Here is a 23,839-nt window from a genome sequence, read left to right on the forward strand (position 1 = left end):
ACGTGCATTCAGCAGCGACCTCGCGGAAGTCGCGCGATGTGAGAGTTCAGCCATCGTGCGACGTCGTTCAGCGCGGTGACGCCCTCCGTCATCGAATCCCCGACTGCACTGATGGCCACGGCCGTCGACTGGCCGTCACGGTAGCGGATGAGTGCGATCTGTCGCACCAAGTAGCCGTCGGCGATTCCCGGGCCCCAACCGCCCTTCACAGCCGTCGAGGCAGGCGTCGCCATGATGTCCACGCCCCACTGCTGGTTGCCGGCCACGTGACCCATCAAATTGATGACATGGTCGGTTCCCGGCAGACAGCTGAGGTTCGCCATGAACGTCGCGGCGGACGACAAGGACCAGACAGTTTGGCCGAACGTCGTGAACCCCGGCCGCAGGGCCTGGGAAGGGACCGTCGTCTGGTTGTCGCCACCCTCACGCAACACCTGCGTGACCGCGTCGGCCGCCTGCCCGGGCGAGCCCAGCGACGACCACAGTTGCTCGGCTGACGCATTGTCCGAGTTGACGATTGCCGCAGTCTCGGCGGACGAGGGGCCGTGTGCACGTTCGGCGGCCACTGCCAGCGGAACCTTGATTGTCGACCACGCAACACGCGCCGTGTGGTCGCCCAGTGTGAGCTCTGGGACGGCGTCGCCACCGACAGGTGCCACGGCAATTCCGACCGTCGCTCCCGACGATGCCGCGACCGTCCGAAAACCAGAAGCGAGCATGGCACCGCCGCCGGGCCTCGCAGGCCTGGGCGACAGGCTCACCTGAGATCTTGATGGCGTCGCGGTGACGGTGACGGTCACCGGGGACACTGGCGGCTGTGCACTCGGCTCGGCACACGCACTCAACAGAACGGCGAGGGTGCAGGCAGCGGACCCCACCGAGAGCGCCTTCCGCTTCATGCGCGTGGGCTCAGATCAGTAGACGTATACGACCGCATCGTTACCCCCGCGACATGCGACGACGGCACCTTCTGGCGCGCAAGACATTTGATAGGCGGTTCCGGTCACCGGGCTATAGGCGACGATGTCGCGCGCATACCCTTTCGGCCCGGTCCGCAGGTATTCGTCACGGACCGCCACCGCAAAAGGGCAACTGGTGACCGAAGTGCCGACGGCCACACCCGCGCCGCATGACGATGCCGCCTGAGGCGGCGCCGCCACAGTCGGCATGGCGGAAGTGCCCGGCTCCTGGGGCGTCACCGTCTGGGTAACGGTCGGAGTGGTGCGGGCGATGGGCTCGTCGGACGACGCGTCCGACTGTTTCTCCAACAGCCAATAGCCTCCGAGGGCAAGCAGACCGATCAACGCTGCGGCGATGATCCCGACCAGGACGGGTACCACCGACCGTCGGCTTCCTCGTTCGTCTCGACTCGGTCCATAACCGTACGGCGGCGGATACTGCGTCGGCGGACCCTGACCGGCGTATTGAGACGGCGGACCGCCGACACCCTGCGCCTCCGACACATACTGCGGGGAAGTGGGCGGGTCCACCGCGGGTGAACCAAGAATCGCCGTCGTCCGGGCGTCGCCCTGGCGACCTCCTACTGCGTTCGCCGTTGAACCGGAATCATCAGAAAGGGCACGTCGCGCGTCGTCGGCGAGTGCACGGGCCGTGCTATAGCGATGGTCAGGCCGGTTACGCAATCCATGCGCCACCACGGCATCAAATGCCATCGGCACAGTCGGATTCACCATGCTCGGCGAAGGAGGCTTGTCGAGTACCGCCGCCTTGATCGCGGCACTTATCGTCGTCGCCGGGTGTGGCACCCGACCGGTGAGGCACTCGAAGAGAACACATGCCAGCGCGTAGATATCGGTCGCAGGCGAGACATCGTCGGAATCGAACAATTCGGGGGCCATATATGCGACAGAACCAACGGTCATACCAGAGTCGGTCAGCCTGCTGTCAGCGTCTCCGTGAGCAATGCCGAAATCCACGAGATACACAAAGTCGTCGCCGGTCAGGAGAATGTTCTCCGGTTTGATATCCCGATGTACCACGCCATTGCGGTGGGCATCATCGAGCGCAGACGCAACCTGGGACACAATCGACACTGCGCGTTCGGGTTGCAGGGCTCCCCCGCGCTGCAAAATGGTGCGGAGACTTTCGCCGTCCACCAAGCGCATGTCGATATAGAGCAATCCATCGATGTCGCCCCAATCGTGAATCGGAATGACATGGGGGTCACCGAGACCTGCCGCCGCATGCGATTCACGACGAAAGCGCTGCTGGTATTTCGGATCTTCGGCCAGAACCGGATTGAGCAACTTCAACGCCACAACACGGTGCTTGGTCGTGTCATATGCGCGATAAACCTCGCCCATACCGCCGTGACCCAACAGGTCGTCCAGCCGATAAGGCCCGACCTGGCCACCGAGTTGGCCAACTCCCGACATGGACTAAATGATAAATACACGAACCGACAGATATTGAATATCGGGAATTCGTATTTTACTCAGCGCGCGGTCGCCAGCGCCCCATACCGAGAAACACCATCACGAGTTGCCGCTCGGTCCGCTCGACCAGTTCGCGTTCCGAACCACGCCCCCGATGATCGTTGTCGAGCAGATCGGCGACGGCCGTCAGCATGATCGTCACGATGAGTTCCGCCGCGATCTCGAGGTCTTCGGGGAGCCAGGTGGCCAGGTCAGGCAGCCGCGAGAGATCGATCGCCAGCTCCTTGGAGAACAACCGGAGTTCGGTGTCGATCGCTCGCCTGATCTCGGCGATGCCGCCATGCTGCTCCCGGACGAGGAAACGGAACTGCGCCTCGTTCTCGTGGACGTGCCGCAGCAGGATCGCGAGTGAGTTCTGCGCCGTGGGCAACGCCTGGCGCGCCGCGAGATCGCGACGCCCCTCGCGCAGCGTGCGGCGGAGCACGCGCATCGAGTCCTCGACGAGGGTGACGCCGAGATCCTCCATTGAGGCGAAATGGCGATAGAAGGCCGTCGGCACGATGCCTGCGCCGCGTGCGACCTCACGAAGGCTGATGCTGGCGAAGGTCCGATCCGCGACCAATTCCATGGTGGCGTCCAACAGGGCCTGACGGGTGCGGTTCTTTCGTTCGGCCCGGGTCTCGGACTCGCCCGCATCGCGCGACGAGCGCGGACGGGCGGTGTGTCGAGTCCTGGTCACGCTCCGAGTCTAAGTGGCCCGTCCGACGGCAGCGGTGTCGCCCACCGCACCGCGCCGCAAACCCGTGGTGGCCGTCACAACAGCTCCCCCTTGACGACACACCCCGGATGCGTGCCACACTTCTTGTGTACAGATGTTCACTGAAAAGAGCACCCACGAACGGAGCCAGCCCATGAGCATCCGCATCCCATCTCTTGTCGGCCCGATCGTCGAGGCCGCCCTCTCACCTCACCCGGTCGATCGCTATCTCGAACTGTTCGATCCCATGCTCACCTGGCGAGACCTTCGCGGCAAGGTCGTCGCCGTCCACCGTCCGACAGACCGGTCCGTGCGGATCGTCCTGCGCCCGACCCGCCAGTGGAAGGGCCACCAGGCCGGACAGTATGTGCAGCTCAGCACGGTGATCGACGGAGTCCGCCACGTGCGGTGCTACTCGCCGGCCAACGCTGCGGGCAGCCCGGCAGGCGACATCGAACTGACCATCACCGCACACGACGACGGGTTCGTGTCCAAGCACCTTCGCGACCATGCCCATGTCGGCATGGTGGTCGGATTGAGCCAGGCGACCGGGGAGTTCACCCTGCCGGCGCAGCGACCCGGGTCCGCCGTCTTCATCAGCGGCGGCAGCGGCATTACACCTGTACTCTCGATGGCGCGTACGCTCGTAGCAGAGAACCACCCCGGACCGATCACGTTCGTGCACTACGCGCGCACCCCTGCCGACGTCGCCTACCGCGGGGAACTCACCGCTCTGGCCTCCGCGTATCCCGCCATCGACCTGCGGCTGCATTACACCCGTGGGGACGGCGACGGCCACTTCTCCGGCGAGCACCTCGACGACGTCGACGGCCTCGACGATGCCCACCTGTTCGTCTGCGGGCCCCCGGCCCTGATGGACGCGGTGAACGACCATTACGACACCACCGGGATGACCCAGCCCCTGCACAGCGAGGCGTTCGTCCTCGCGTCGCCGATCGCCGTTGACCCCGACGCCCCGGTCGACGGCGAACTGACATTCCTGAACTCCGGCAGATCTGCGACCAACGACGGCCGCACCATCCTCGATCAGGCGGAATCCGCCGGGCTCAGCCCGGAGTCCGGCTGCCGGATGGGCATCTGCTTTTCCTGCACCGCCATCAAGAAATCCGGCTGCACGCGCAACGTGCTGACCGGAGAAACCGACACCGAAGCCGACAAGCGGATCCAGCTCTGCATCAACGCACCTGTCGGCGACGTTGAAATCGAGGTATAGCCATGACCAGCACCGAGATCGCACCCACCACCACACCGCTCACCGGGGTCGTCGTCGAGCATCACCCGACCGAGGACGATCGGCAGGCGGACACCGGCAACCCCAACCACATCACGCTCGGTTACGAGCAGGTCGAGGCTCTCGGCCGAGACCTCGATGAACTGCGCGCGCGAATCGTCGCCGACCTCGGCGAGAAGGACCGCGAATACCTGTACTCGATCATCCGGGCCCAGCGCGGATTCGAGATCGCGGGCCGCGGGCTCATGTACCTCGGCTTCTTCCCGCCGGCCTGGATCGCCGCCGTCGGCGCCCTCTCCGTGTCGAAGATCCTCGACAACATGGAGATCGGCCACAACGTGATGCACGGCCAGTACGACTGGATGCGCGAGGACACCTACAACTCACGCGAGTTCGAGTGGGACACCGTCTGCCCGGCCGATCAGTGGCGGCACAGCCACAACTACATGCACCACACCTTCACCAACATCCTGGGTGAGGACCGCGACATCGGCTACGGCATCCTCCGGATGGACCGTGACCAGAAGTGGAATCCCTACTACCTGGGCAATCTCGCCTACGCGACCGGCCTGATGCTGCTCTTCGAGTGGGGCGTGATGCTGCACGACCTCGAGGTCGAGAACATCGTCGCGGGCAAGCGCAAGTGGTACGACGTCAAAGGACTCGTGAAGGGCATGTGGCGCAAGGCCGGCCGCCAGGTCCTCAAGGACTACGTGGTGTTCCCGGCGCTGACCGGCCCGATGTTCGTCACCACGTTGCTGGGCAACGCCTCGGCGAACCTGGTCCGCAACGTGTGGACCTACTCGATCATCTTCTGTGGGCACTTCCCCAGCGGTGCGCAGACCTTCACGCCCGAGGAGTGCGAGAACGAGACTCGCGGCCAGTGGTATCTGCGTCAGATGCTCGGGTCGGCCAACATCACCGGCAGCCCGCTGTTCCACGTCATGAGCGGCAATCTCTCGCACCAGATCGAGCACCACCTGTTCCCCGATATCCCGGCGAGCCGCTACCCCGAGATGTCCGGCGAGGTCCGCGAGATCTGCGAGCGATACGGCCTGCCCTACAACACCGGTTCGCTGAGTCAGCAGCTCGGGTCGACCTGGAAGAAGATCGCCAAGCTCTCGCTGCCGAACTTCATGACGCGCAACGACGACGATCTGGTGGTCACGGTCGAACGCGAGAAGCCTGCGTCGGCGGCATGACGACGGTGGGTGTGCACGGAGGTATCCTCGGTGCACATCCACCGACCATCAGCTCGAGGGGATTCACCATGGTCGATCGCATCGAACGCAACAAGGATCTGGTCCAGGAGCTGGTCGAATCGACGGCCACCCATGTGGGGCAGATCGCCACCATCATCACCGGAGCGGTCGCGGGCGTCGCACGGGAGATCGGTGACCTCGTCACCGACGGCTTCGAGATGCGTGACGCGGCCCGTAAGGCCCGACAGGACGAGGAGCGCGGCATCCTCGATGTCGGCGAGGAGGACATTCTCGAGGGCGGCGACGCCGTCGACGACGAGATCGGCGATCCGGTCGATCTCGGCGAGCTGCCGACATCCGGGCCTGCCGCTCTCCCCGGCGCGGACGATGCCCCGGAGGAACCGGTCGATGTCGGCGAGCTGCCGGGCGAGCAACCCTGACACACGACGCCAGTAACCTTGTGCCCATGTCGGACATGTGGCACGTGCTCGAGTCGACGTTCGGATATGAGTCGTTCCGCGGTGACCAGGAAGAGATCGTCGGGCACGTGGTCGGCGGCGGTGACGCCGTGGTCCTCATGCCGACGGGCGGCGGCAAGAGTCTCTGCTATCAGGTGCCTGCGATGGTTCGCGACGGGTGCGGCATCGTGGTCTCGCCCCTCATCGCGCTCATGGCCGACCAGGTGGCGGCACTTCGTGAACTCGGCGTCAGCGCCGCGTACCTGAACTCCACCCAGATGCCCGACGAGCGGGCCGCGGTGGAGGACGCATTTCGCTCGGGCGAGCTCGATCTCCTGTACGTGGCACCCGAGCGTCTCAACACCGCAGGAACGCGAAACCTCTTGCAACAAGGGAAAATCGCGCTCTTCGCCATCGACGAAGCGCACTGTGTGTCCCAGTGGGGTCACGATTTCCGGCCGGACTACCTGGCGCTCGGAGAGTTGGCCGAGCTGTGGCCCGACGTCCCGCGGATCGCGCTGACCGCGACCGCGACGGCACGGACCCATGCCGAGATCACCGAACGACTGCACCTGGGCGGCGCCCGCCATTTCGTGGCGGACTTCGACCGGCCGAACATCACCTACCGCATCGTCGGGAAGGCCGAACCACGCAAACAGCTGCTGGCGTTCATCCGCAGCGAGGGCACGGTCGACGGCGCGCCGGCCACGGGCATCGTCTATGCCCTGAGCCGGGCGTCGGTGGAGAAGACCGCCGAGTTCCTCGCGGCCAACGGTGTCGACGCGATGCCCTATCACGCAGGCCTCGACCGCACCGTCCGTCAGCGGACACTCGAGAGGTTCCTGCGCGCCGACGGCGTCGTGGTGGTCGCGACCATCGCGTTCGGCATGGGGATCGACAAACCCGACGTCCGCTTCGTCGCGCACATCGATCTCCCGAAGAGTGTGGAGGGCTACTACCAGGAGACCGGCCGCGCGGGACGTGACGGTCTGCCGTCGGTGGCCTGGATGACCTACGGCCTGGCCGACGTCATGCAGCAACGGCGGCTCATCGATCAGTCCGACGGCGACGCAAATCATCGTCGAGTCCAGCAGCAGCACCTCGACGCGATGTTGGCGTTGTGCGAGACCGTCGACTGCCGGCGCGGGCAGCTCCTGCGGTACTTCGGCCAGGACGCGACCCAGCCATGCGGAAACTGCGACACCTGCCTGAGCCCACCGGCCACCTCGGACGGGACGGTCGCTGCACAGAAGCTGCTGTCCACGATCGTCCGGTTGCAGCGCGAGTTCCGGCAGTCCTTCGGCGCCGGACATCTCGTCGACATCCTGCGTGGTGCCGACACGGCCCGTATCCGGGAGTTCGGCCACGACCGGCTCACCACCTACGGGATCGGCACCGAGCTCGACGCGGCGGGCTGGCGCAGCGCGATCCGACAGCTGGTCGCGACCGGGATCATCGCGCCGCAAGGCGATTACGGGGTGCTGACACTCACCGAGAAGAGCGGGCCGGTACTGCGCGGCGACGTCGCGGTGATGCTGCGCAACGATCCGGTGCGCAGCGTCACCCGGAGCCGGTCGGCGAAGCCTGCCGACGATCTCCCCGAGGCCGACCGTGAGCTGTTCGAACACCTGCGTTCCTGGCGAAAGGCCGAGGCGTCGAGCCGCGGCGTCCCCCCATACGTCGTGTTCAACGACGCCACACTCCGAGAACTGGCGGCCCGCCGCCCCGAGACCCCGGAACAACTGCGCAGTGTGTCGGGCATCGGCGATGCGAAGCTCGAGCAGTACGGCGACGACGTCCTGGCGACCATCGCCACCTTCGAACCGGCGTGAGCGGAACATTTGCCCTGCTAGCGCGGTTGTACCTATCCTGAGCCGTCGTTGTCTTCAGGAGGTCTCGTGTCCCGTTCATTGCCCTCGGCGCTGACGTTTCCCAATCCCGTCAACGACTACGCGGCGCGATCGACCGCCGGACTGGTCATCCTCCTCGCCGTTGTCGCGATCCTGGTGAACAGTCCCGTCGTGTACGGACTCCTCGCGCTCGGCTTCCTCCTGCGGGTGATGGCAGGCCCACGGTTCTCGCCGTTCGGGCAGCTGTCGGTCCGCGTGATCGCGCCCAAGATCTGGCGTAAATCGAAGCTCGTCCCGGGACCGCCGAAGCGATTCGCACAGACCATCGGGTTGGTCTTCAGCGGCACTGCCCTCGTGCTGTCACTGCTCGGCGTGGGATGGGCTGCCCAGATCGTCGTCGGCCTCCTCATCGTGGCCGCGGGGCTCGAGTTCGTCTTCGGCCTCTGCCTCGGTTGCGTCGCATTCGGTTTCCTGCAGCGTCGCGGCATCATTCCCGAAACGGTGTGCGAGGCCTGCAACAACCTGTCGTTGCGCACTCCAGCGGCCACCTGATCCGCGGACGGCCCGACTTCTTCGGCAGGTCACGCACACGTGCGGTGGTCATCACCCGTTCGTACCCACCAACGGTGTCGGGTATGGAGGAAACTCAGTCCAGTAGTCCCAGCGCGATGCCGTCCAGGATGTCGTGTTCACTGACCACGAGGTCGGTGATCTCGGCGCGCTCCCGGAGAACCCGGGCGAGTTCCATGGTGACCAGGGCACCACCGCCGATCACGTCGACCCGGCCGGGGTGCATGGGGCCGAGCGCGGCGCGCTCGGCCCGGGTCATCCCGACCAGCCGCCGGCACACCACGTCGAGATCGTCGAGTGAGATGCGCGAGAGATGAATGACCTCCGGGTCGTATTCGGCCAGTCCCGCACCCACCGCCGACAACGTGGTCATCGTGCCTGCCACACCCACCCAGGTGCGGGCATCGTCCACGGGCACCGCGGCGAAGGCCGGATCGAGTCGGCCGCGCGCGAACTCACGCGCTGCCACCACCTCGTCGGTGGTCGGCGGGTCCGACGGGAGACACCGTTCGGTCAGCCGGACGCAACCGATGTCCGCGGAGTACGCGGCGCGCACGCCATCCGCGTCACCCACCACGACCTCGGTCGATCCGCCACCGAGATCGGTGACCACGAAAGGTCCATCAGCAGCGTCGAGTTCGCCGACCGCGCCGCGGAACGACAGCCGCGCCTCCTCGTCACCGCTGATCACCTCGGCGCGCGCACCGGGCTGCACCCGACCCAGGATCTCCGAGGTCATCGCGAAGAAGTCGTCGCGGTTGGAGGCATCACGGGTCGCCGACGTCGCGACCATACGGACACGTTCGACACCTGCCGCCACCATGATGTCGGCGTAGTCCGACAACGCCTTTCGCGTGCGTTCGATGGCAGCCGGGGCGAACTCACCGTTGGCGTCGACGCCCTCGCCGAGGCGGACGACGCGCATCTCGCGGTGGATGTCGACGAGTGGGCTCGAGGAGTGATCTCGATACGCCTCCTCGCTGCGCTCGTCGGCTACTCGATCAGCGGTACGGCGCTCGTCGGCTACTCGATCAGCGGAGACGTGCTCGTTGGCCACAGCGGAGTGGCGCTCGTCGGCTACTCGATCAGCAGAGCGGCGCCCGTTGGCCACAGCGGTGCGGTGCACGCCGGACGACTCGGCGACGAGCAGGCGGATCGAGTTGGTTCCGCAATCCACGGCCCCCACGACGGTCACTCGGGGTCATCCTCCGTGTTGTCGGTGTGCACGTAACGGGGCCAGTCCGCAGGAATCGCCGTGCCGCGCAAGGGCCCTTCGGCAGCCAGTGCGACAGACTCGTCGCCCAGCGGGTTCAGACCAGGACCCTTCGCGAGCGAATGCGCGATCAGCACGTGCAGGCACTTCACCCGATCGGGCATGCCGCCGCCGGTGAAATCGGTACCCAGGGACTCGATCGCGTCACGCTCGGCGAGGTACGACTCGTGGGCGCGACGATAGGCCGCCGCCAACTCGGGGTCGGCACTCAGGCGCGCCGTCATCTCCTTCATCACCCCGGCCGACTCCTGGCGACTCGCCTCTGCGGTGAGCCGCGGATCGGTCAGATAATAGAGAGTCGGGAACGGCGTGCCGTCGGGCAGCCGAGGACTGGTCTTGATGACCGCCGGTGCGCCGTCCGGTGTGCGATAGCTGACCTCCACCACGCCACGCGGCTCCCGCCCGAGTTGCGAGGCGATGGTGGCCAGGTCGGTTGCAGAGACGCTCACTTGGCGTTCGGAGGGGTCGACACGGATTCCCACAGATTGCCGTACCACGGGTTACGGGCGCGCTCCTCGGCCTTCTTCTGCGCGGCGACCCGCGCGTCGTCATCGGGATACATCATCACCACGGCCTTCTCACCCGGCCGCACGAACTGAAGGCGCTCACGCGCCTTCGCCTCGATATATGCCGGGTCACCCTGCTCGTTCACCTTTTGCTGATAGTCGGTGACCTCAGATCGGAGACGCTCGTTGCCCGCCCGCAGCTGATCGAACTCCGCACGCTGCGAGAAATAGGTCCGCACCGGCATCGCGAGCGTCAGCGCGACAACGCTGATGACCAGCGCGAGGATGATCGCCCGCTTGGCGTCGAGACCCTCCCACCGGGCAGTCAGCGATGCCCGATCGAAACTGCGCCTCCGTGTTCGTCGCGTCGACGGACGCCGCGTGCGCGAGCCGATCCGGCCGGCCGGATCGGCTTCCGCCTCAGAGGCATCCCGCCCGGCCGGGTCCAGATCGTCCGCGTGCACTTCCTGCTCGCCGGTCTCCGTCACCGAGATCCTCGACGGACGCGTCGGACCTGGGGTCACCCCCGGTGACCGGGGTCGGGCATGACCGCGCGCGGCACCGCCACGTCGGTCAGCCCGCGCCCGATGACGCCGTCCATCCGGCATCCCACGAGACGGCTGGGCACGCTCACTCCGCTCCCGGCGCCCGCCTGATGTCATGGGGTCAAGCTAATCACGAACCGAACGAGAATCGCGGGAAGGCGAGGTCCCCCGCGTACCGTGCCGCGTCACCAAGACCCTCTTCGATCCGCAGGAGCTGGTTGTACTTCGCGACACGCTCGCTGCGGGCCGGCGCGCCGGTCTTGATCTGACCACAGCTGCAGGCCACGGCCAGATCGGCGATGGTGGTGTCCTCGGTCTCACCCGACCGGTGGCTCATCATCGTCTTGTAGCTGTTGTTGTGGGCGAGCGCCACGGCATCGAGGGTCTCGGTGAGCGAGCCGATCTGGTTGACCTTGACCAGCAGGGCGTTGGCGACACCCTCCGAGATGCCACGCTCGAGGCGCTCGGGATTCGTGACGAACAGATCGTCGCCCACGAGCTGGACCTTGTCGCCGATGGCTTCGGTCAGCGCGGCCCAGCCTGCCCAGTCGTCCTCGGCGAGCCCGTCCTCGATCGACACGATCGGGAAATCGGTGACCAGCTTCTCGAAGAAGGCGATCATGTCGCTCGACGAGCAGTCCTTGCCCTCGAGCTTGTAGACGTCGTTGGAGTAGAACTCGGTGGCGGCGGCGTCGAGCGCCACGACGACGTCCTGGCCGAATTTGTAACCGGCCTTCTCCACCGCCTCACCGATCGCGGCCAGCGCGGCCTCGGTGTTCGGGAGGTCGGGCGCGAATCCGCCCTCGTCGCCGAGCGCCGTGTTCATCCCCTGCTTGTGCAGGACCGACTTCAGCGAGTGGTACACCTCGGCACCACAGCGGAATGCCTCCTTGAACGTCGGAGCGCCGACCGGAGCGATCATGAACTCCTGGAAGTCGATTCCGTTGTCGGCGTGCTCACCACCGTTGATGATGTTCATCATCGGGACAGGCAGGATGTGGGCATTCGGGCCGCCGAGGTAGCGGAACAGGGGCAGACCCGCCGACTCCGCGGCACCCTTGGCCACGGCGAGTGACACACCGAGGATCGCGTTCGCGCCCAAACGCCCCTTGTCGGGGGTGCCGTCGCAGTCGAGCAGTGCCTGATCGACCAGGCGCTGGTCCTCGGCCTCCAGACCGATGACCGCAGGAGCCAACTCACCCAGCACACCCTCGACGGCCTTGGTCACGCCTTTGCCGCCGTAACGCTCACCGCCATCTCGCAATTCGACGGCCTCGTGCTCACCGGTCGAAGCTCCGGAGGGGACCGCCGCGCGGGTGAAGGTGCCGTCGTCGAGAACCACTTCGACCTCGACGGTCGGATTGCCCCGCGAATCGAGAATCTCGCGTGCACCGACCTGCTCGATCATTGCCACAGCTGTGCCCCTTTATGGTCGACGGGGTCGACGCCACTTCAACGCCGACGGGTACGCGTCAAAGCCTAATCGTTGGCCGGTGGACGCACGTGACAAGGGAGGGACCCGGCGCGGGGCCTCAGTATCGAACGTTGACCGAGTAGGCGTTGGCGCGGTCCCGGACGTCGAGGACGTACTTCATCGAGTTGTTGTAGACCTTCACCGCGTCCTCCCAGCCCTCCGGTGTGGTCATGTCACCACCCGAGGACACGCACAGATATCGCGCGGCCGACAGGGCGGCGTCGTCGATGTTGTCGGGATCGGCTCGTCCGTCGCCGTTGGCATCGACTCCGTAGCGTTTCCACGTCTCCGGGATGAACTGGAACGGTCCCATCGCCCGATCATGTGTGGGGTCACCATCCAGCTTTCCGCCGTCGGTGTCATGGATCTGCATGTTGCCCTTGGTGCCGTCGAGGGCCACGCCACGAATCGGCGGCGCGGTGTCCCCGTTGGCCGCGATGTCGGTCCCGTGGTGGGTGCCGTGCTTGCTCTCCACCGCCGCCACCCCGGCCAGCGTCGTCCACGCGAGTCCGCATTCGGGGTGCTGCTGGCGCTGGATCTCCGCGGCGTTGCCGTATGCCTCGAGCGCGATCAGCGGGATGCCGGTGGAGTCCGAGATCGGGCCCGCCCAGCCACGGAACAGTTCGGCGGTCCGTCCTGGGGCATTGATGTCGATATACGGGGTCGGCGCGCCAGGCCCCGGCGGAATCCCGTCCGGTATGTCGGGTCGGTTCAGCGAGGGCAGGTCGAGGCACGCAGAGGCCACGAGCGCGGTCGCGCCGATCATCAGCGGCACCAGAACCAGTCGGCGACCGGCTCCACGCCGCACGCTCATGCGCGCCCTCACTGCATCTCCTTTGAGTCTTTTGTCCCGTTCCCCATGACAACTGCGGGGTACCCCTTTCGGTTCCCACGGCGCGAGGCTACTGTCACGTGGTTAGCCTCACCAAACCTGATCACGCACGTGATTCCGTCCCAGAAAGACCGGCATGCAGCTTTTGGCCGCGGGCGGCGCGCCCTCGATTTTCGCGCAGATGTTCGGCAGTGGGCTGATCGGTCTTCGCGAAGGCCTCGAAACGGGCATCGTGGTGATGATCCTGGTGGCGTTCGTGGTGAAGTCCGACCGCCGGGACGCGCTGAAATGGATCTGGGCCGGGGTCTCGGCCGCGGTAGCGATGGTCGTGGTGATCTTCTTGATCATCCACCTCGGCACGTCGACGGTCACCACACTCACTGCCGAGCTGATCGCCGGCCTTGCGTCACTGGTGGCAGTGGTGATCGTCACCGCCATGGTGCTGTGGATGAGCAAAGCCGCCGCGCACATCTCGACCGACCTGAAATCGGGGATGTCGCATGCGTTGCTGACCGGGGGCGTGTCGGTGATGGGCCTGGCCTTCCTGGCCGTCGGGCGCGAAGGGTTCGAGACCGCGCTCCTGATGGTCGGCTACGCCGAGAGTGTGTCGGGGAGCCTGTGGCCGTTGCTGGGTCTGTTGCTCGGCATCGTGGTTGCGATCGTGGTGACCGTGCTGCTCTACCGGGGTGCGGTGAGACTGAACTTCCACAAGTTCTTCCTCTACACCGGGATCTTCCTGATCTTCGTCGCGGCCGGGATCCTCTCCTACGGCGTCCGGGCCCTGCAGACCGTTGGATGGCTCCCTGGCGGCAGCAACCTGGCGTTCGACATCTCCGAGCACTATGACCAGTCGTCGTGGTACGGCACGGTGCTCGCCGGCATCTTCAACGTGCGCCCCGACCCGACTGTCCTGCAGGTGGTGGCGTGGTGCCTCTACGTGGTGATCGTCCTCTACTTCTTCCTCCGCGCGAACCGGCAGCGGCCACCAGCCCCGTCCGATGACGGTTCCGCCACGCAAGCCCCGGCCGCCACAGACGCCGGTACCTGAAAGGAACACAGGGTGAATCCAAGACTCACCACGCCCGTCGCGTTGCTGTCGCTGGCCGTGCTCGCGCCGATCATGTTGGCAGGCTGCACCTCCAAGGAGAGCGAGAACGGGGCGATCGCGGTCACCTCGACCAACGACGGTTGCGACCTCGACAAATCCGAGGCCCAGACCGGCGACGTGAACTTCAAGGTGACCAACAACGGGTCCAAGGTCACCGAGTTCTACCTGTACGGGAACAACAACCGTGTCCTGGGTGAGGTGGAGAACATCGGGCCGGGACTTTCGGGGAATCTGACCGTCGAGGTCACTGATCCCGGCACCTACACCGTGGCCTGCAAGCCCGGCATGGTCGGTACCGGCATCCGCAAGGAGATCTCGGTGACCGGCGAGAAGAAGGCGAAGGAGGAGGTGCCCGCCGACGTCAACGCCGCCAAGGAGCGCTACCTCGACTACGTTCGCGGCCAGGTCAACGGGCTGTCGGCCCAGGTGCAGGTCTTCGTCGATCACGTGAAGGCCGGCGAGGTCGACCAGGCCAAGGCCATGTTCGGTCAGGTCCGCACCTTCTACGAGCGCATCGAGCCCGTCGCCGAATCGTTCCCCGATCTCGACCCGGCCATCGACATGCGCTGGGACGACACCGAGGACGGATCGCAGCCGTTCACCGGATTCCACCGCATCGAGCGGGCCCTGTGGCCGCCGCAGCAGGCCGAGGTCGGCGAGGCACCCGGGCAGATCGCCCCGGCCGACGCCGCCAATGCCAAGGCCACCGACAACAAGGCCGAGATCGACAAGGCCGCCGACGCACTGCTCGCCAACGTCAACAAGCTGAAGGCCGAGGTCAACAAGCCCGACTTCACCTTCGAGACACGCCAGTTCGTGCAGGGCCCCCAGGCACTGATCGATGAGATCGCCGCCACCAAGGTCGGCGGTGAAGAGGATCGCTACTCCCATACCGACCTGTGGGACTTCGCGGCCAACGTCGACGGAGCCGAGACCTTGATCGCGGAGATGCAGCCGATGATCTCGGCCAAGGACCAGGCGCTGATGGACAAGATCACCGCCCAGTTCGCCGATGTCCGCACCGCCATCAACCAATACCGCGACGGCGACGGATACGTGACCTACACCCAGGTCACCGAGGAACAGCGTAAGGACCTGTCCAACAAGATCGATGCTCTGTCGGCGTCACTGTCGCAGGTTCCCGGGCTGGTGCTGGGATAGATGTCGGAGAACACCCCGCCGCCGGCCGAGAACTCGCGACGCCAACGCATCTCGCGTAGGGCGCTACTCGGGGGCGCCGGCGTCGGGGTGGTCGCGGCTGCCGCAGGCGGCGCGATCGGTCGTGCCACCGCAGCCGAGGACACCAACGGATCGCAGGTGGTCGCCTTCCGAGGCGAACGTCAGGCCGGGATCATCACGGCCGCACAGGATCGCCTGCACTTCGTCAGTTTCGATGTGATCACCGATTCCCGCTCGGATCTGGTGGCGATGCTTCAGAAGTGGACGGTCGCGGCCGAGCGCATGACCCGTGGCGAACAGACTGCGCCCGACGGCGCCGTCGGACTCGGCGATTACACACCGCCCGCCGACACCGGGGAAGCGCTCGGTCTCGACGCCGCCAATCTGACACTCACCATCGGGTTCGGCCCTGGGATGTTCGGGCCGAGTGCATCCGATCCCGACCGTCGGGATCGCTTCGGCATCGCCGATCGCAAACCGGCCGCCCTCGTCGACCTGCCCGCGTTCGCCGCCGAGAAGATCGAATCGTCCCGGTCCTTCGGTGACATCTGCGTTCAGGCCTGCGCCGACGACCCACAGGTCGCCGTGCACGCCATCCGGAACCTGGCCCGCATGGGTCTGGGGGTGGTGGCGGTCCGCTGGTCACAGCTCGGGTTCGGCCGCACGTCGTCGACCACCCAGTCCCAGGACACGCCGCGCAACATGTTCGGCTTCAAGGACGGAACCGCGAACCTCCGTGCCGAGGACACCGATCTACTCGACCGCTGGGTGTGGGTGGCGAAGGAGGACAACCCCGCGAACGCCCAGTGGATGACCGGCGGCACCTACCTCGTCGCACGCCGCATCCGGATGGACATCGAGCCGTGGGATCGCGCCAACTTGCTCGAGCAAGAACAGATCGTCGGGCGGTTGAAGGGTTCCGGCGCACCGTTGGGTCAACAGAACGAGTTCGACACCCCGGACTTCGACGTCACGTCGTACGGCGCACCGATGATCCCCCGCACCGCACATGTCAGGCTCGCCCATCCCGACAACCTCGGCGGGGTCCAGATCCTGCGCCGGGGCTACAACTTCACCGACGGCTCCGACGGATTCGGCCACCTCGACGCCGGACTGTTCTTCATCGCGTTCAACCGGGACACCGGCAAGCAGTTCGTGCCCATGCAGCAGGTGTTGTCCCGTCAGGACGCGATGACCGAGTACCTGATCCCCAACGGATCGTCGGTGTTCGCGGTACCGCCAGGCTTGCGACCCGGCGAATGGTGGGGTCAGGGACTCTTCGGCTGAGCCCGGGATTCGTCGCCGACCGCAGCCTGTTCGTCGTCGGCAGCATCGGGGGCCAGCGCTGCGAGCCACGCCGCACGTGTGCTCGGCGCTCCCCCGTCGGCGCCCGCACGTTTCTCGACGTCGCGGACGTGCGCCATGAACGCCCGAACTCGTTGTCGTGCCAGCTCTTCGACGCTGTCACCGCCGGGTTCGACAGCGACGGACGTGATCGCCGGATCGACGGTGTCGAGCGGAAAGTCGGCGGCCGACAGCCGTTCCAGGACCTTCTGCGTCAGGGCCAGCGCCGGCGCCGTCGTGGCGACCCCGTCGAAGACCGATCCGCGCTTCTTCTCGGCCGCCTTACGCTCTTCCCATTCACGGATCTGCGTCTCCAGATCGGCATGAGCACCGGACAGGATGCCCGGCGTGCGGCCGGTCACCTTGTCGGTGAAACTCTGGGCGACATCGTCGATGTCGAAGGGATGGTCGGGGTCGTCGGCAGCGATCCGGGCGTGGAACAACACCTGGAGCAACAGGTCTCCCAGTTCCTCACGCAGCAGCTCGGGATCGTCGTCGTCAATCGCATCGAGCAGTTCATAGCATTCTTCGAGTAGGTACCGGCGCAGCGTGGCGTGCGTCTGGGTGCTCTCCCACGGTCCGTTTCGACGGAGGGTGTCCATGAGTGCGACGGCCGCGAGCAATGCATCGCCGGGAACACCCCGGGCGGCGATCAGGTCGTCGCCGCGCTCGAGCCGGGTGCGGACGAACCGGTGGTTCCGGTCGCTCGTGAGCAGCGTCGACTCGGGATCGTCCACCTCGGCCCAGGATGCCGACGTCTTGCCCAACTCCCACAGCGTCGAGGGATGGATGTCCTCGGTGATGACGAGCGGACCGGAGAGCAGAGGGATGGCACGCAACGGGATCACGTCAGGGCGAAGGGGATCGAGTAGCACGACGGTCATCGAGTCATCCTCCGGGTCGGGCTGCGGATGTCACGACCGTAACCCAGGACGAGCCGGGTGGGTGGCCACACCGGCAGAGTCGACGACGTGTGTCGATGCTCCCGACGAGAAATCGGGTGCGGTCGACGGGCTTTCAGTCGGGCTGCGGCCGCAGGGCCAGCAAGAAGCTGTTCACGTAGTCGATGACCTCCTCGTCGCGCAGGCGGGCCGACCCGACACCTCCGGTCCGCGGGATCGGCAAGCTGATGACCGAGGTGGTGGCGCGGTACCCGGCCGCCGGGTACAGCCGTTTGAGCCGGACCTGTTCGCTGTCGAGCAGTGTCATCGGTGCGATCTTCACGCCCGTACCGGCCAGGCCGATCTCCGTGACCCCCCGCTCCCGGCAGCGCAGACGCAGCCGAGCGATCGCCGCGAGCCGACCGGTCTCCTCGGGCGGCTCGCCGTAGCGGTCGGCGAGTTCGGCCAGGACGCTGTCGACGGCCGCGTCGTCGGTCGCCGACGCGAGCTTCCGGTAGGCCTCGAGGCGCAGACGATCGGAGTCGACGTACTCGACGGGGATGTGGGCATCCACGGGTAGGTCGATCCGGACCTCAGCGGGTTCGCTCGTCGACACCGGCTTGCCGTCGGCGGCAGCACGGTAGGCCTCGACGGCCTCGCCGACCAGTCGCACGTAGAGGTCGAAACCGACACCCGCCACGTGTCCGGACTGCTCGGCGCCCAGAACGTTTCCCGCACCACGTAATTCGAGGTCCTTGAGCGCCACCGCCATGCCCGCGCCGAGTTCGTTGTTCTGCGCGATCGTGGCAAGGCGGTCGTACGCGGTCTCGGTGAGCGGACGCTCGGGGCTGTAGAGCAGGTAGGCGTACCCACGTTCCCGGCTTCGCCCGACACGTCCGCGAAGCTGATGCAGCTGAGACAGACCCAGATTCTCGGCACGGTCGACGATGAGGGTATTGGCGTTCGAGATGTCGAGACCGGTCTCGATGATCGTGGTGCAGACCAGGACGTCGTACTCGCGGTTCCAGAACCCGGCGACCGTGCGTTCGAGCTGATCCTCGTTCATCTGACCGTGGGCCACCACGACCCGCGCCTCGGGGACCATCTGGGCGATGTCCCGAGCGGTCTTGTCGATCGTCGAGACGCGGTTGTGCACGTAGAAGACCTGGCCGTCGCGAAGCAGTTCCCGTCGGATCGCGGCACCGACCTGTTTGGCCGAGTACCCGCCGACGTAGGTGAGGACGGGATGTCGTTCCTCCGGCGGGGTGAGGATGGTCGACATCTCCCGGATGCCTGCCATCGACATCTCCAGGGTTCGCGGGATCGGCGTCGCCGACATCGTCAGCACGTCGACATGTGTACGCAGCGACTTGATGTGTTCCTTGTGCTCGACGCCGAACCGCTGCTCCTCGTCGACGATCACCAGACCGAGGTCCTTCCACGTCACCCCGGTCTGGAGGAGCCGGTGGGTCCCGATGACGATGTCGACATCGCCGGTCGCCATCGCGTCGACGATCTCCTTCGACTCCTTGGTGTCGGTGAACCGCGACAGTCCGCGGACGCGGACCGGGAACTCACTCATCCGTTCGGTGAACGTCTGCAGGTGTTGTTGCGCAAGAATGGTTGTCGGCACCAGGACGGCGACCTGCTTGCCGTCCTGCACCGCCTTGAACGCCGCCCGGACAGCGATCTCGGTCTTCCCGTAGCCGACGTCGCCGACGATCACGCGGTCCATCGGGACCGCTCGCTCCATGTCCGACTTCACCTCGGCGATCACCGTGAGCTGATCCATCGTCTCGGTGAAGTCGAAGGCGTCCTCCATCTCACGTTGCCACGGCGTGTCCGGACTGTAGGCGTAACCGGGGGCCGCGTGGCGGGCCGCATAGAGCTGCACGAGCTCACCGGCGATCTCCCGAACCGCCTTGCGCGCTTTGCGTTTGGTGTTCTGCCAGTCGGAGCCGCCCAACTTCGACAACGACGGCTGTTCACCACCGACATACCGCGACAGCTGGTCGAGCGCGTCCATCGGCACGTAGAGCCGATCACCCGGTTGGCCGCGCTTGCTCGCCGCATACTCGAGGACCAGGTACTCCCGCCGCGCCCCCGACACGGTCCGCTCGATCATCTCGACGAACTTGCCGATGCCGTGCTGGTCGTGCACCACCATGTCCCCGGCGCTCAGGGCCAGCGGGTCGACCTGATTGCGACGCTTGGCCGGCAGCCGTCGGCCGTCGCGCACGCCGGCCACCCGGTTGCCGGTCAGGTCGGTCTCGGTGACGATCACCAGCCGCGCATCGGGGCACACCACACCGCTGCGCAGCGTCCCGTGGAACACCGAGACCTGCCCCGGCTGGGGCCGCACACCGGGTTCGACGATCTCGGCGGGCACCTCGGCCTCGGCCAGCCGCTCGCCGACCCGCTGAGCGGTTCCCTTACCCGCCACGACGACGGCCGCGATACCGCCGGTGGTGACATGCGCGCGGAGATTCGCGAAGGTGGCGGCGATGTCGGCCTCGTTGCCACGTGGGGTCGGTCCCGCGGTCAGGTCGAGCTCGATCTCGTCACCGCTGCCGGTCGAGAGGGGGCTCATCGTCCACCACGAACGGCCCGCGGCCAGCGTCGTCTTCTCGACCTCGTCGAGGGAACGATACGAGCTCGCCTGCAGGTCGATGCCCGAACCGTCGGCCGAACGGCCATCGACGGGGGCCGCCGCACCCAGCGCCGCGGCCGTCCAGGACGCCTCCAGGAACTCCGCGCCCGTCTGCGCCAGATCCGCTGCGCGGGTGCGGACCTTCTCCGGGTCCAGCACCAGGACGCCGGTCCCGTCCGGGAACACCTGTGTCAGCATCTGCATCCGACCCTCGACGAGCATCGGGATCAGGGCTTCCATCCCTTCGACCGGGATGCCTTCGGCCAGCTTCGTCAGCATCTCCGCGAGCACCTGTTCGCCCGCGTGCTCGGTCGCCAGGTCGGCGGCCCGTGCACGGACCTCGGGCGTCAGGATCAGCTCGCGGCCCGGATGGATGCGAACCACCGATGCGTCGATCTCGGGCTGGCTACGCTGGTCGGCCACCGAGAAGGCGCGGATCTCGGAGATCTCGTCGCCCCAGAACTCGACCCTCACCGGGAAGTCGGCCGTCGTCGGGAAGACGTCGAGGATGCCGCCGCGGACGGCGAACTCGCCGCGCCGACCCACCATGTCCACACGTTCGTAGGCCATCTCGACGAGATCGTTCAGCAGGCCCTCGAAATCGATCTCGATGCCTTCACGCAGCGTGATGGTGCGCGTCTCCCCCAGACCCGGGGCCATCGGCTGGACCAGTGAGCGCACCGTGGTGACCACCACCCGCAGAGCCGTACCCTCCCCGGGGTTGGCCAGTCGATGCAGGACGGCCAGCCGCTGGCCGACCGTGTCCGCGCTCGGCGACAGTCGCTCGTGCGGCAGGGTCTCCCAGGACGGGAATTGGGCGACCGCGTTCGGGTCGTCGAGGAGTTCGGCCAGTTCGGCGGTCAGATCGTCTGCCTCGCGTCCGTTGGCGGAGACCACCAGCAGCGGCGCGGCCGAGGTCTCGGTCGCCGCGGCGCCCGCGAGGCAGGCCACCACGAACGGCCGGGCCGAATCGGGCGCGCTGATGTCGAGACGCTCCTGACCCTGCCGCCCCACCAGATCCGCGATCGCCTTGTCCGAACATGTGACCGCGGCGAGCCCGTGCAGGGCGGGGGTTGATGACACTCCAACGATTCTAGTTTGTGGGTGCGACGACGGATCAGCCCAGCGGGCGCTGCAGATAAACGCAGTCGATCCACTGGTCGAACTTGTACCCCACGGAGGGTGTCCGGCCGACCTCGGTGAAGCCGTGTTTGATGTGCAGGGCGATCGACGCCTCGCCACCGGTGGCCGCGATCACCGCGATGACCTGCCGCACGTTGTCCGGATCGGCCGCCTCGAGGAGGGCGCCCAGCAACGCCGACCCGATGCCCCGACCGCCGGCGTCGGGGTTCAGGTAGATCGTGTCCTCCGCCGTCCAGGCATATGCGCGCTTGTCGCGAAAGGAGCCGAGGTAGGCGAACCCCAGAACCGCCCCCTCGTCCTCGGCCACCAGGAACGGGCGCCCGGCCGCGACGATCGCGCCGAGCTTGATCTCCCAGGCGTCCCGGCTCGGCGCGTCGTAGTCGAAGGTGGCGAACGTGTTCTCGACGTAGTGCCGGTAGATGTCGGAGACCGCGACACAGTCGGCCGACACGGCGGGACGGATGGAGACCATGCGGTCGATGATGCCGGATCGCCGGTGCGGCTCGCGAGCGAGTGACGCCCGCGGAATCAAACGGACCGCGGTCCAGTTGACTACGATATGACCATGTCAGACGCGACAACACCTCAACCAGCGCTCTTCCTGAGCCACGGCGCACCGCCATTGGTCGACAGTGAACGCTGGGTGGGTCAGTTGACGGCACTCGCGGGACGCCTCGACCGGCCGTCGGCGATTCTCGTGGTCTCGGCGCATTGGGAGGCGGCGCCGCTGACGATCGGCTCGACCGACCCCACCACCGCGCTGACCTACGACTTCTGGGGCTTCCCCGATCGCTTCTACCGGACCACCTACTGGTCCCCGGGCGCCGATGGTCTCGCCAACCGGGTCGCCGCGATGATGCCCGACGGCGAGCCCATCGCCCACGACCGCGCCCGCCGCCTCGACCACGGCGCGTACGTCCCGCTGACGGTGATGTACCCAGACGCCGACATCCCGGTTCTGCAGGTCTCCCTGCCGACGCTCGACCCGGAACGATTGCTCGATCTCGGTCGTCGTCTGGCACCGCTGCGGGAGGAGGGTGTGTTGATCATCGGTTCGGGCTTCACCACCCACGGCCTCCCCTACCTGACCGATCCGACGCCCGAAGCCACCCCACCGGGGTGGTCGGCGGAATTCGACGCATGGGCCCAGGAGCGCTTCGCAGCGGGAGATGTCGAGTCGCTCATCGACTTCCGCAATCGCGCCCCCGGCATGCCCTATGCGCACCCCACCATCGAGCACTTCTCCCCACTCTTCGTCGCACTCGGTGCGAGCAGCGACGTCGAGCAGAAGCCCGATCAGGTGATCGACGGATTCTGGATGGGATTGGCCAAGCGGAGTCTGGTCCTGTCCTGATCAGACGAGCCCGTCACCGAAGACGTGATCGAGTCGCTCGATGCAGATCTCCGCGAGGTCGACGTCCCCGAGGTCCAGGATCTCGTTGAGGCGCAGGAGAGGAACGGCCAGCAACAGCGCGGCGGTGACATGGGCGAACCTCATGTGGTCCAGGCGCAGCCCCGTACGCCGCCGATAGCGGTCAAGGGTCTCTTCGGTCGACGGCGTGCCCGGGGCCCGGGCGTGGTCGGGAAACGGGCTGCTGATCCAGTCGGTGGTCAGCATCCACGCGAGATCACCGGCCGGGTCGCCGAGGTACGCGATCTCCCAGTCCAGCGCCGCGACCACGTCGAACTCCTTGCTGTAGAGCACATTCGACATCCTGCTGTCGCCCCAGCACAGCCCGACGTACTCCGGCTCGTACAGATGTCCGTCCAGCCAGTCGAGAGCGTCGATGAACTCCTGGCGCGGCGCCGTCGACCCACTCGCCCACCCCACGGCATGACGAAGGAACCCGGCCAGCCGTTGTGGCGCCGACGATCCGAATACACGAAGGTCCAAGAAGCCCAGGCGCCGAGCGACCGGATCCACCGCGCGCAGCGACGCGATCACATCGACGCACCCGTTCCACAATTCGGCACGGCCCGCCGCGTCCGCGTCGGCGAAGATCCCTGCCTGGTGGTATGGCGGCATATCGCTCACCGTCACGGTGTCGTCGATGCGGTCCATCACGAAGTACGGTGTCCCCAGGTCGGTTCCGTGCGCATCGATCCACCGCATCGTGGGGACGGGAACGTCGGAGGTGCGGAGACGGTCCATCGTCAGATACTGCCGCCGCAAGTCGAAATCCGGCAGGACCGGACGTTCGGGAGGCCTGCGAAAGACCAGCCCGACCGAATCGTCGTCGCCATCGTCGACTCCGACGAGGTCGAAGAGATAGGTCTCCGTGGAAAACCCTTGTGCCGCCGGTCGCCAGTTCTCGATCTCCGCCTGCCCAGCTCCCCGAACACGTTGGCGAACAATCGGTTCGAGCGCCTCCGGGAGGAGATCGGCCGCGATGCGCGAGGTCGGCGAAACCGTCACGCC

21 protein-coding genes are annotated in these 23,839 nt (G+C 66.5%); 9 read left to right on the forward strand and 12 right to left on the reverse strand.

The window, feature by feature from the left end:
• Positions 1–8: 8 nt before the first annotated feature.
• From IDF66_RS16220 to IDF66_RS16230, 3 genes are all read right to left on the reverse strand, one after another.
• Positions 9–659, reverse strand: coding sequence for a serine hydrolase (locus IDF66_RS16220; protein WP_317628730.1), 651 nt, complete (start codon positions 657–659; stop codon positions 9–11).
• Between the two features lie 255 nt (positions 660–914).
• Positions 915–2,396 (reverse strand): serine/threonine-protein kinase, encoded by a 1,482-nt coding sequence (locus IDF66_RS16225; RefSeq protein ID WP_190267744.1) that lies wholly within the window; start codon positions 2,394–2,396, stop codon positions 915–917.
• A 55-nt stretch (positions 2,397–2,451) separates the two neighbouring features.
• Positions 2,452–3,135 carry a TetR family transcriptional regulator gene (locus tag IDF66_RS16230; RefSeq protein WP_190267745.1) on the reverse strand — a complete coding sequence of 228 codons (684 nt, stop codon included), beginning with the start codon at positions 3,133–3,135 and terminating at the stop codon, positions 2,452–2,454.
• Between the two features lie 172 nt (positions 3,136–3,307).
• On the opposite strand from IDF66_RS16230, the gene IDF66_RS16235 reads away from it, so the two are divergent.
• From IDF66_RS16235 to IDF66_RS16255, 5 genes are all read left to right on the forward strand, one after another.
• Positions 3,308–4,387 carry a ferredoxin reductase gene (locus IDF66_RS16235; RefSeq protein ID WP_190267746.1) on the forward strand — a complete coding sequence of 360 codons (1,080 nt, stop codon included), beginning with the start codon at positions 3,308–3,310 and terminating at the stop codon, positions 4,385–4,387.
• Positions 4,388–4,389: 2 nt separating this feature from the next.
• On the forward strand, positions 4,390–5,607 hold the full coding sequence (locus IDF66_RS16240; RefSeq protein WP_190267747.1) for a fatty acid desaturase family protein: 1,218 nt from the start codon (positions 4,390–4,392) through the stop codon (positions 5,605–5,607).
• A 68-nt stretch (positions 5,608–5,675) separates the two neighbouring features.
• Entirely contained in the window at positions 5,676–6,047 is a 372-nt protein-coding gene (locus IDF66_RS16245) for a hypothetical protein (RefSeq protein WP_164307055.1), read from the forward strand.
• Positions 6,048–6,073: 26 nt separating this feature from the next.
• The gene (gene recQ, locus IDF66_RS16250; RefSeq protein WP_190267748.1) at positions 6,074–7,897 is read left to right on the forward strand and encodes a DNA helicase RecQ; all 1,824 of its coding nucleotides are present in this window, start codon (positions 6,074–6,076) and stop codon (positions 7,895–7,897) included.
• A gap of 66 nt (positions 7,898–7,963) precedes the next feature.
• Entirely contained in the window at positions 7,964–8,467 is a 504-nt protein-coding gene (locus IDF66_RS16255; protein ID WP_190267749.1) for a DUF4395 domain-containing protein, read from the forward strand.
• A 94-nt stretch (positions 8,468–8,561) separates the two neighbouring features.
• Here IDF66_RS16255 and IDF66_RS16260 read toward each other — a convergent pair whose 3' ends face one another.
• The 5 genes from IDF66_RS16260 to IDF66_RS16280 all read right to left on the reverse strand — a co-directional run bounded on the left by IDF66_RS16260 (position 8,562) and on the right by IDF66_RS16280 (position 13,049).
• Positions 8,562–9,680, reverse strand: coding sequence for a Ppx/GppA phosphatase family protein (locus IDF66_RS16260; RefSeq protein ID WP_317628731.1), 1,119 nt, complete (start codon positions 9,678–9,680; stop codon positions 8,562–8,564).
• Positions 9,677–10,207, reverse strand: coding sequence for a DUF501 domain-containing protein (locus IDF66_RS16265; RefSeq protein ID WP_190267750.1), 531 nt, complete (start codon positions 10,205–10,207; stop codon positions 9,677–9,679). Before IDF66_RS16265 ends, IDF66_RS16260 begins: the two co-directional genes overlap by 4 nt.
• The gene (locus tag IDF66_RS16270; protein WP_317628732.1) at positions 10,204–10,752 is read right to left on the reverse strand and encodes an FtsB family cell division protein; all 549 of its coding nucleotides are present in this window, start codon (positions 10,750–10,752) and stop codon (positions 10,204–10,206) included. The genes IDF66_RS16265 and IDF66_RS16270 overlap by 4 nt, the downstream gene beginning before the upstream one ends.
• Positions 10,753–10,939: 187 nt before the next feature.
• Entirely contained in the window at positions 10,940–12,223 is a 1,284-nt protein-coding gene (gene eno / locus IDF66_RS16275) for a phosphopyruvate hydratase (RefSeq protein ID WP_164306911.1), read from the reverse strand.
• A gap of 118 nt (positions 12,224–12,341) precedes the next feature.
• Positions 12,342–13,049 carry a lytic transglycosylase domain-containing protein gene (locus IDF66_RS16280; RefSeq protein WP_203589274.1) on the reverse strand — a complete coding sequence of 236 codons (708 nt, stop codon included), beginning with the start codon at positions 13,047–13,049 and terminating at the stop codon, positions 12,342–12,344.
• A gap of 202 nt (positions 13,050–13,251) precedes the next feature.
• On the opposite strand from IDF66_RS16280, the gene efeU reads away from it, so the two are divergent.
• From efeU to efeB, 3 genes are all read left to right on the forward strand, one after another.
• On the forward strand, positions 13,252–14,163 hold the full coding sequence (gene efeU, locus IDF66_RS16285) for an iron uptake transporter permease EfeU (protein ID WP_190267751.1): 912 nt from the start codon (positions 13,252–13,254) through the stop codon (positions 14,161–14,163).
• A gap of 72 nt (positions 14,164–14,235) precedes the next feature.
• Complete coding sequence (gene efeO / locus IDF66_RS16290) at positions 14,236–15,384, forward strand: iron uptake system protein EfeO (protein ID WP_190268043.1); 1,149 nt, start codon at positions 14,236–14,238, stop codon at positions 15,382–15,384.
• Complete coding sequence (gene efeB / locus IDF66_RS16295) at positions 15,385–16,689, forward strand: iron uptake transporter deferrochelatase/peroxidase subunit (protein WP_190267752.1); 1,305 nt, start codon at positions 15,385–15,387, stop codon at positions 16,687–16,689.
• On the opposite strand, the gene IDF66_RS16300 is transcribed toward efeB, so the two are convergent.
• From IDF66_RS16300 to IDF66_RS16310, 3 genes are all read right to left on the reverse strand, one after another.
• Positions 16,671–17,630 carry a MazG family protein gene (locus tag IDF66_RS16300; RefSeq protein ID WP_190267753.1) on the reverse strand — a complete coding sequence of 320 codons (960 nt, stop codon included), beginning with the start codon at positions 17,628–17,630 and terminating at the stop codon, positions 16,671–16,673. The two genes, efeB and IDF66_RS16300, sit on opposite strands and share 19 nt — an antisense overlap.
• A 133-nt stretch (positions 17,631–17,763) precedes the next feature.
• Positions 17,764–21,360 carry a transcription-repair coupling factor gene (gene mfd, locus IDF66_RS16305; protein ID WP_190267754.1) on the reverse strand — a complete coding sequence of 1,199 codons (3,597 nt, stop codon included), beginning with the start codon at positions 21,358–21,360 and terminating at the stop codon, positions 17,764–17,766.
• A gap of 34 nt (positions 21,361–21,394) precedes the next feature.
• Positions 21,395–21,892 (reverse strand): GNAT family N-acetyltransferase, encoded by a 498-nt coding sequence (locus IDF66_RS16310; RefSeq protein WP_190267755.1) that lies wholly within the window; start codon positions 21,890–21,892, stop codon positions 21,395–21,397.
• A gap of 87 nt (positions 21,893–21,979) precedes the next feature.
• On the opposite strand from IDF66_RS16310, the gene IDF66_RS16315 reads away from it, so the two are divergent.
• The gene (locus tag IDF66_RS16315) at positions 21,980–22,774 is read left to right on the forward strand and encodes a dioxygenase family protein (RefSeq protein ID WP_164306904.1); all 795 of its coding nucleotides are present in this window, start codon (positions 21,980–21,982) and stop codon (positions 22,772–22,774) included.
• On the opposite strand, the gene IDF66_RS16320 is transcribed toward IDF66_RS16315, so the two are convergent.
• Positions 22,775–23,836, reverse strand: coding sequence for a phosphotransferase family protein (locus IDF66_RS16320; protein WP_190267756.1), 1,062 nt, complete (start codon positions 23,834–23,836; stop codon positions 22,775–22,777).
• Positions 23,837–23,839: the final 3 nt, after the last annotated feature.

Source organism: Gordonia hankookensis (assembly GCF_014673215.1).
GTDB classification, from domain to species: Bacteria; Actinomycetota; Actinomycetes; order Mycobacteriales; family Mycobacteriaceae; genus Gordonia; species Gordonia hankookensis.

What these genes read in the sequence shown, in the direction of transcription:
- IDF66_RS16225 (WP_190267744.1), bottom strand. Translation starts at nt 2,396, where the DNA reads ATGTCGGGAGTTGGCCAACTCGGTGGCCAGGTCGGGCCTTATCGGCTG.
- IDF66_RS16280 (WP_203589274.1), bottom strand. Translation starts at nt 13,049, where the DNA reads ATGATCGGCGCGACCGCGCTCGTGGCCTCTGCGTGCCTCGACCTGCCC.
- efeO (WP_190268043.1), top strand. Translation starts at nt 14,236, where the DNA reads ATGTTGGCAGGCTGCACCTCCAAGGAGAGCGAGAACGGGGCGATCGCG.
- IDF66_RS16300 (WP_190267753.1), bottom strand. Translation starts at nt 17,630, where the DNA reads ATGACCGTCGTGCTACTCGATCCCCTTCGCCCTGACGTGATCCCGTTG.
- efeB (WP_190267752.1), top strand. Translation starts at nt 15,385, where the DNA reads ATGTCGGAGAACACCCCGCCGCCGGCCGAGAACTCGCGACGCCAACGC.
- efeU (WP_190267751.1), top strand. Translation starts at nt 13,252, where the DNA reads ATGCAGCTTTTGGCCGCGGGCGGCGCGCCCTCGATTTTCGCGCAGATG.
- IDF66_RS16245 (WP_164307055.1), top strand. Translation starts at nt 5,676, where the DNA reads ATGGTCGATCGCATCGAACGCAACAAGGATCTGGTCCAGGAGCTGGTC.
- recQ (WP_190267748.1), top strand. Translation starts at nt 6,074, where the DNA reads ATGTCGGACATGTGGCACGTGCTCGAGTCGACGTTCGGATATGAGTCG.
- IDF66_RS16240 (WP_190267747.1), top strand. Translation starts at nt 4,390, where the DNA reads ATGACCAGCACCGAGATCGCACCCACCACCACACCGCTCACCGGGGTC.
- IDF66_RS16235 (WP_190267746.1), top strand. Translation starts at nt 3,308, where the DNA reads ATGAGCATCCGCATCCCATCTCTTGTCGGCCCGATCGTCGAGGCCGCC.
- IDF66_RS16310 (WP_190267755.1), bottom strand. Translation starts at nt 21,892, where the DNA reads ATGGTCTCCATCCGTCCCGCCGTGTCGGCCGACTGTGTCGCGGTCTCC.
- IDF66_RS16315 (WP_164306904.1), top strand. Translation starts at nt 21,980, where the DNA reads ATGACCATGTCAGACGCGACAACACCTCAACCAGCGCTCTTCCTGAGC.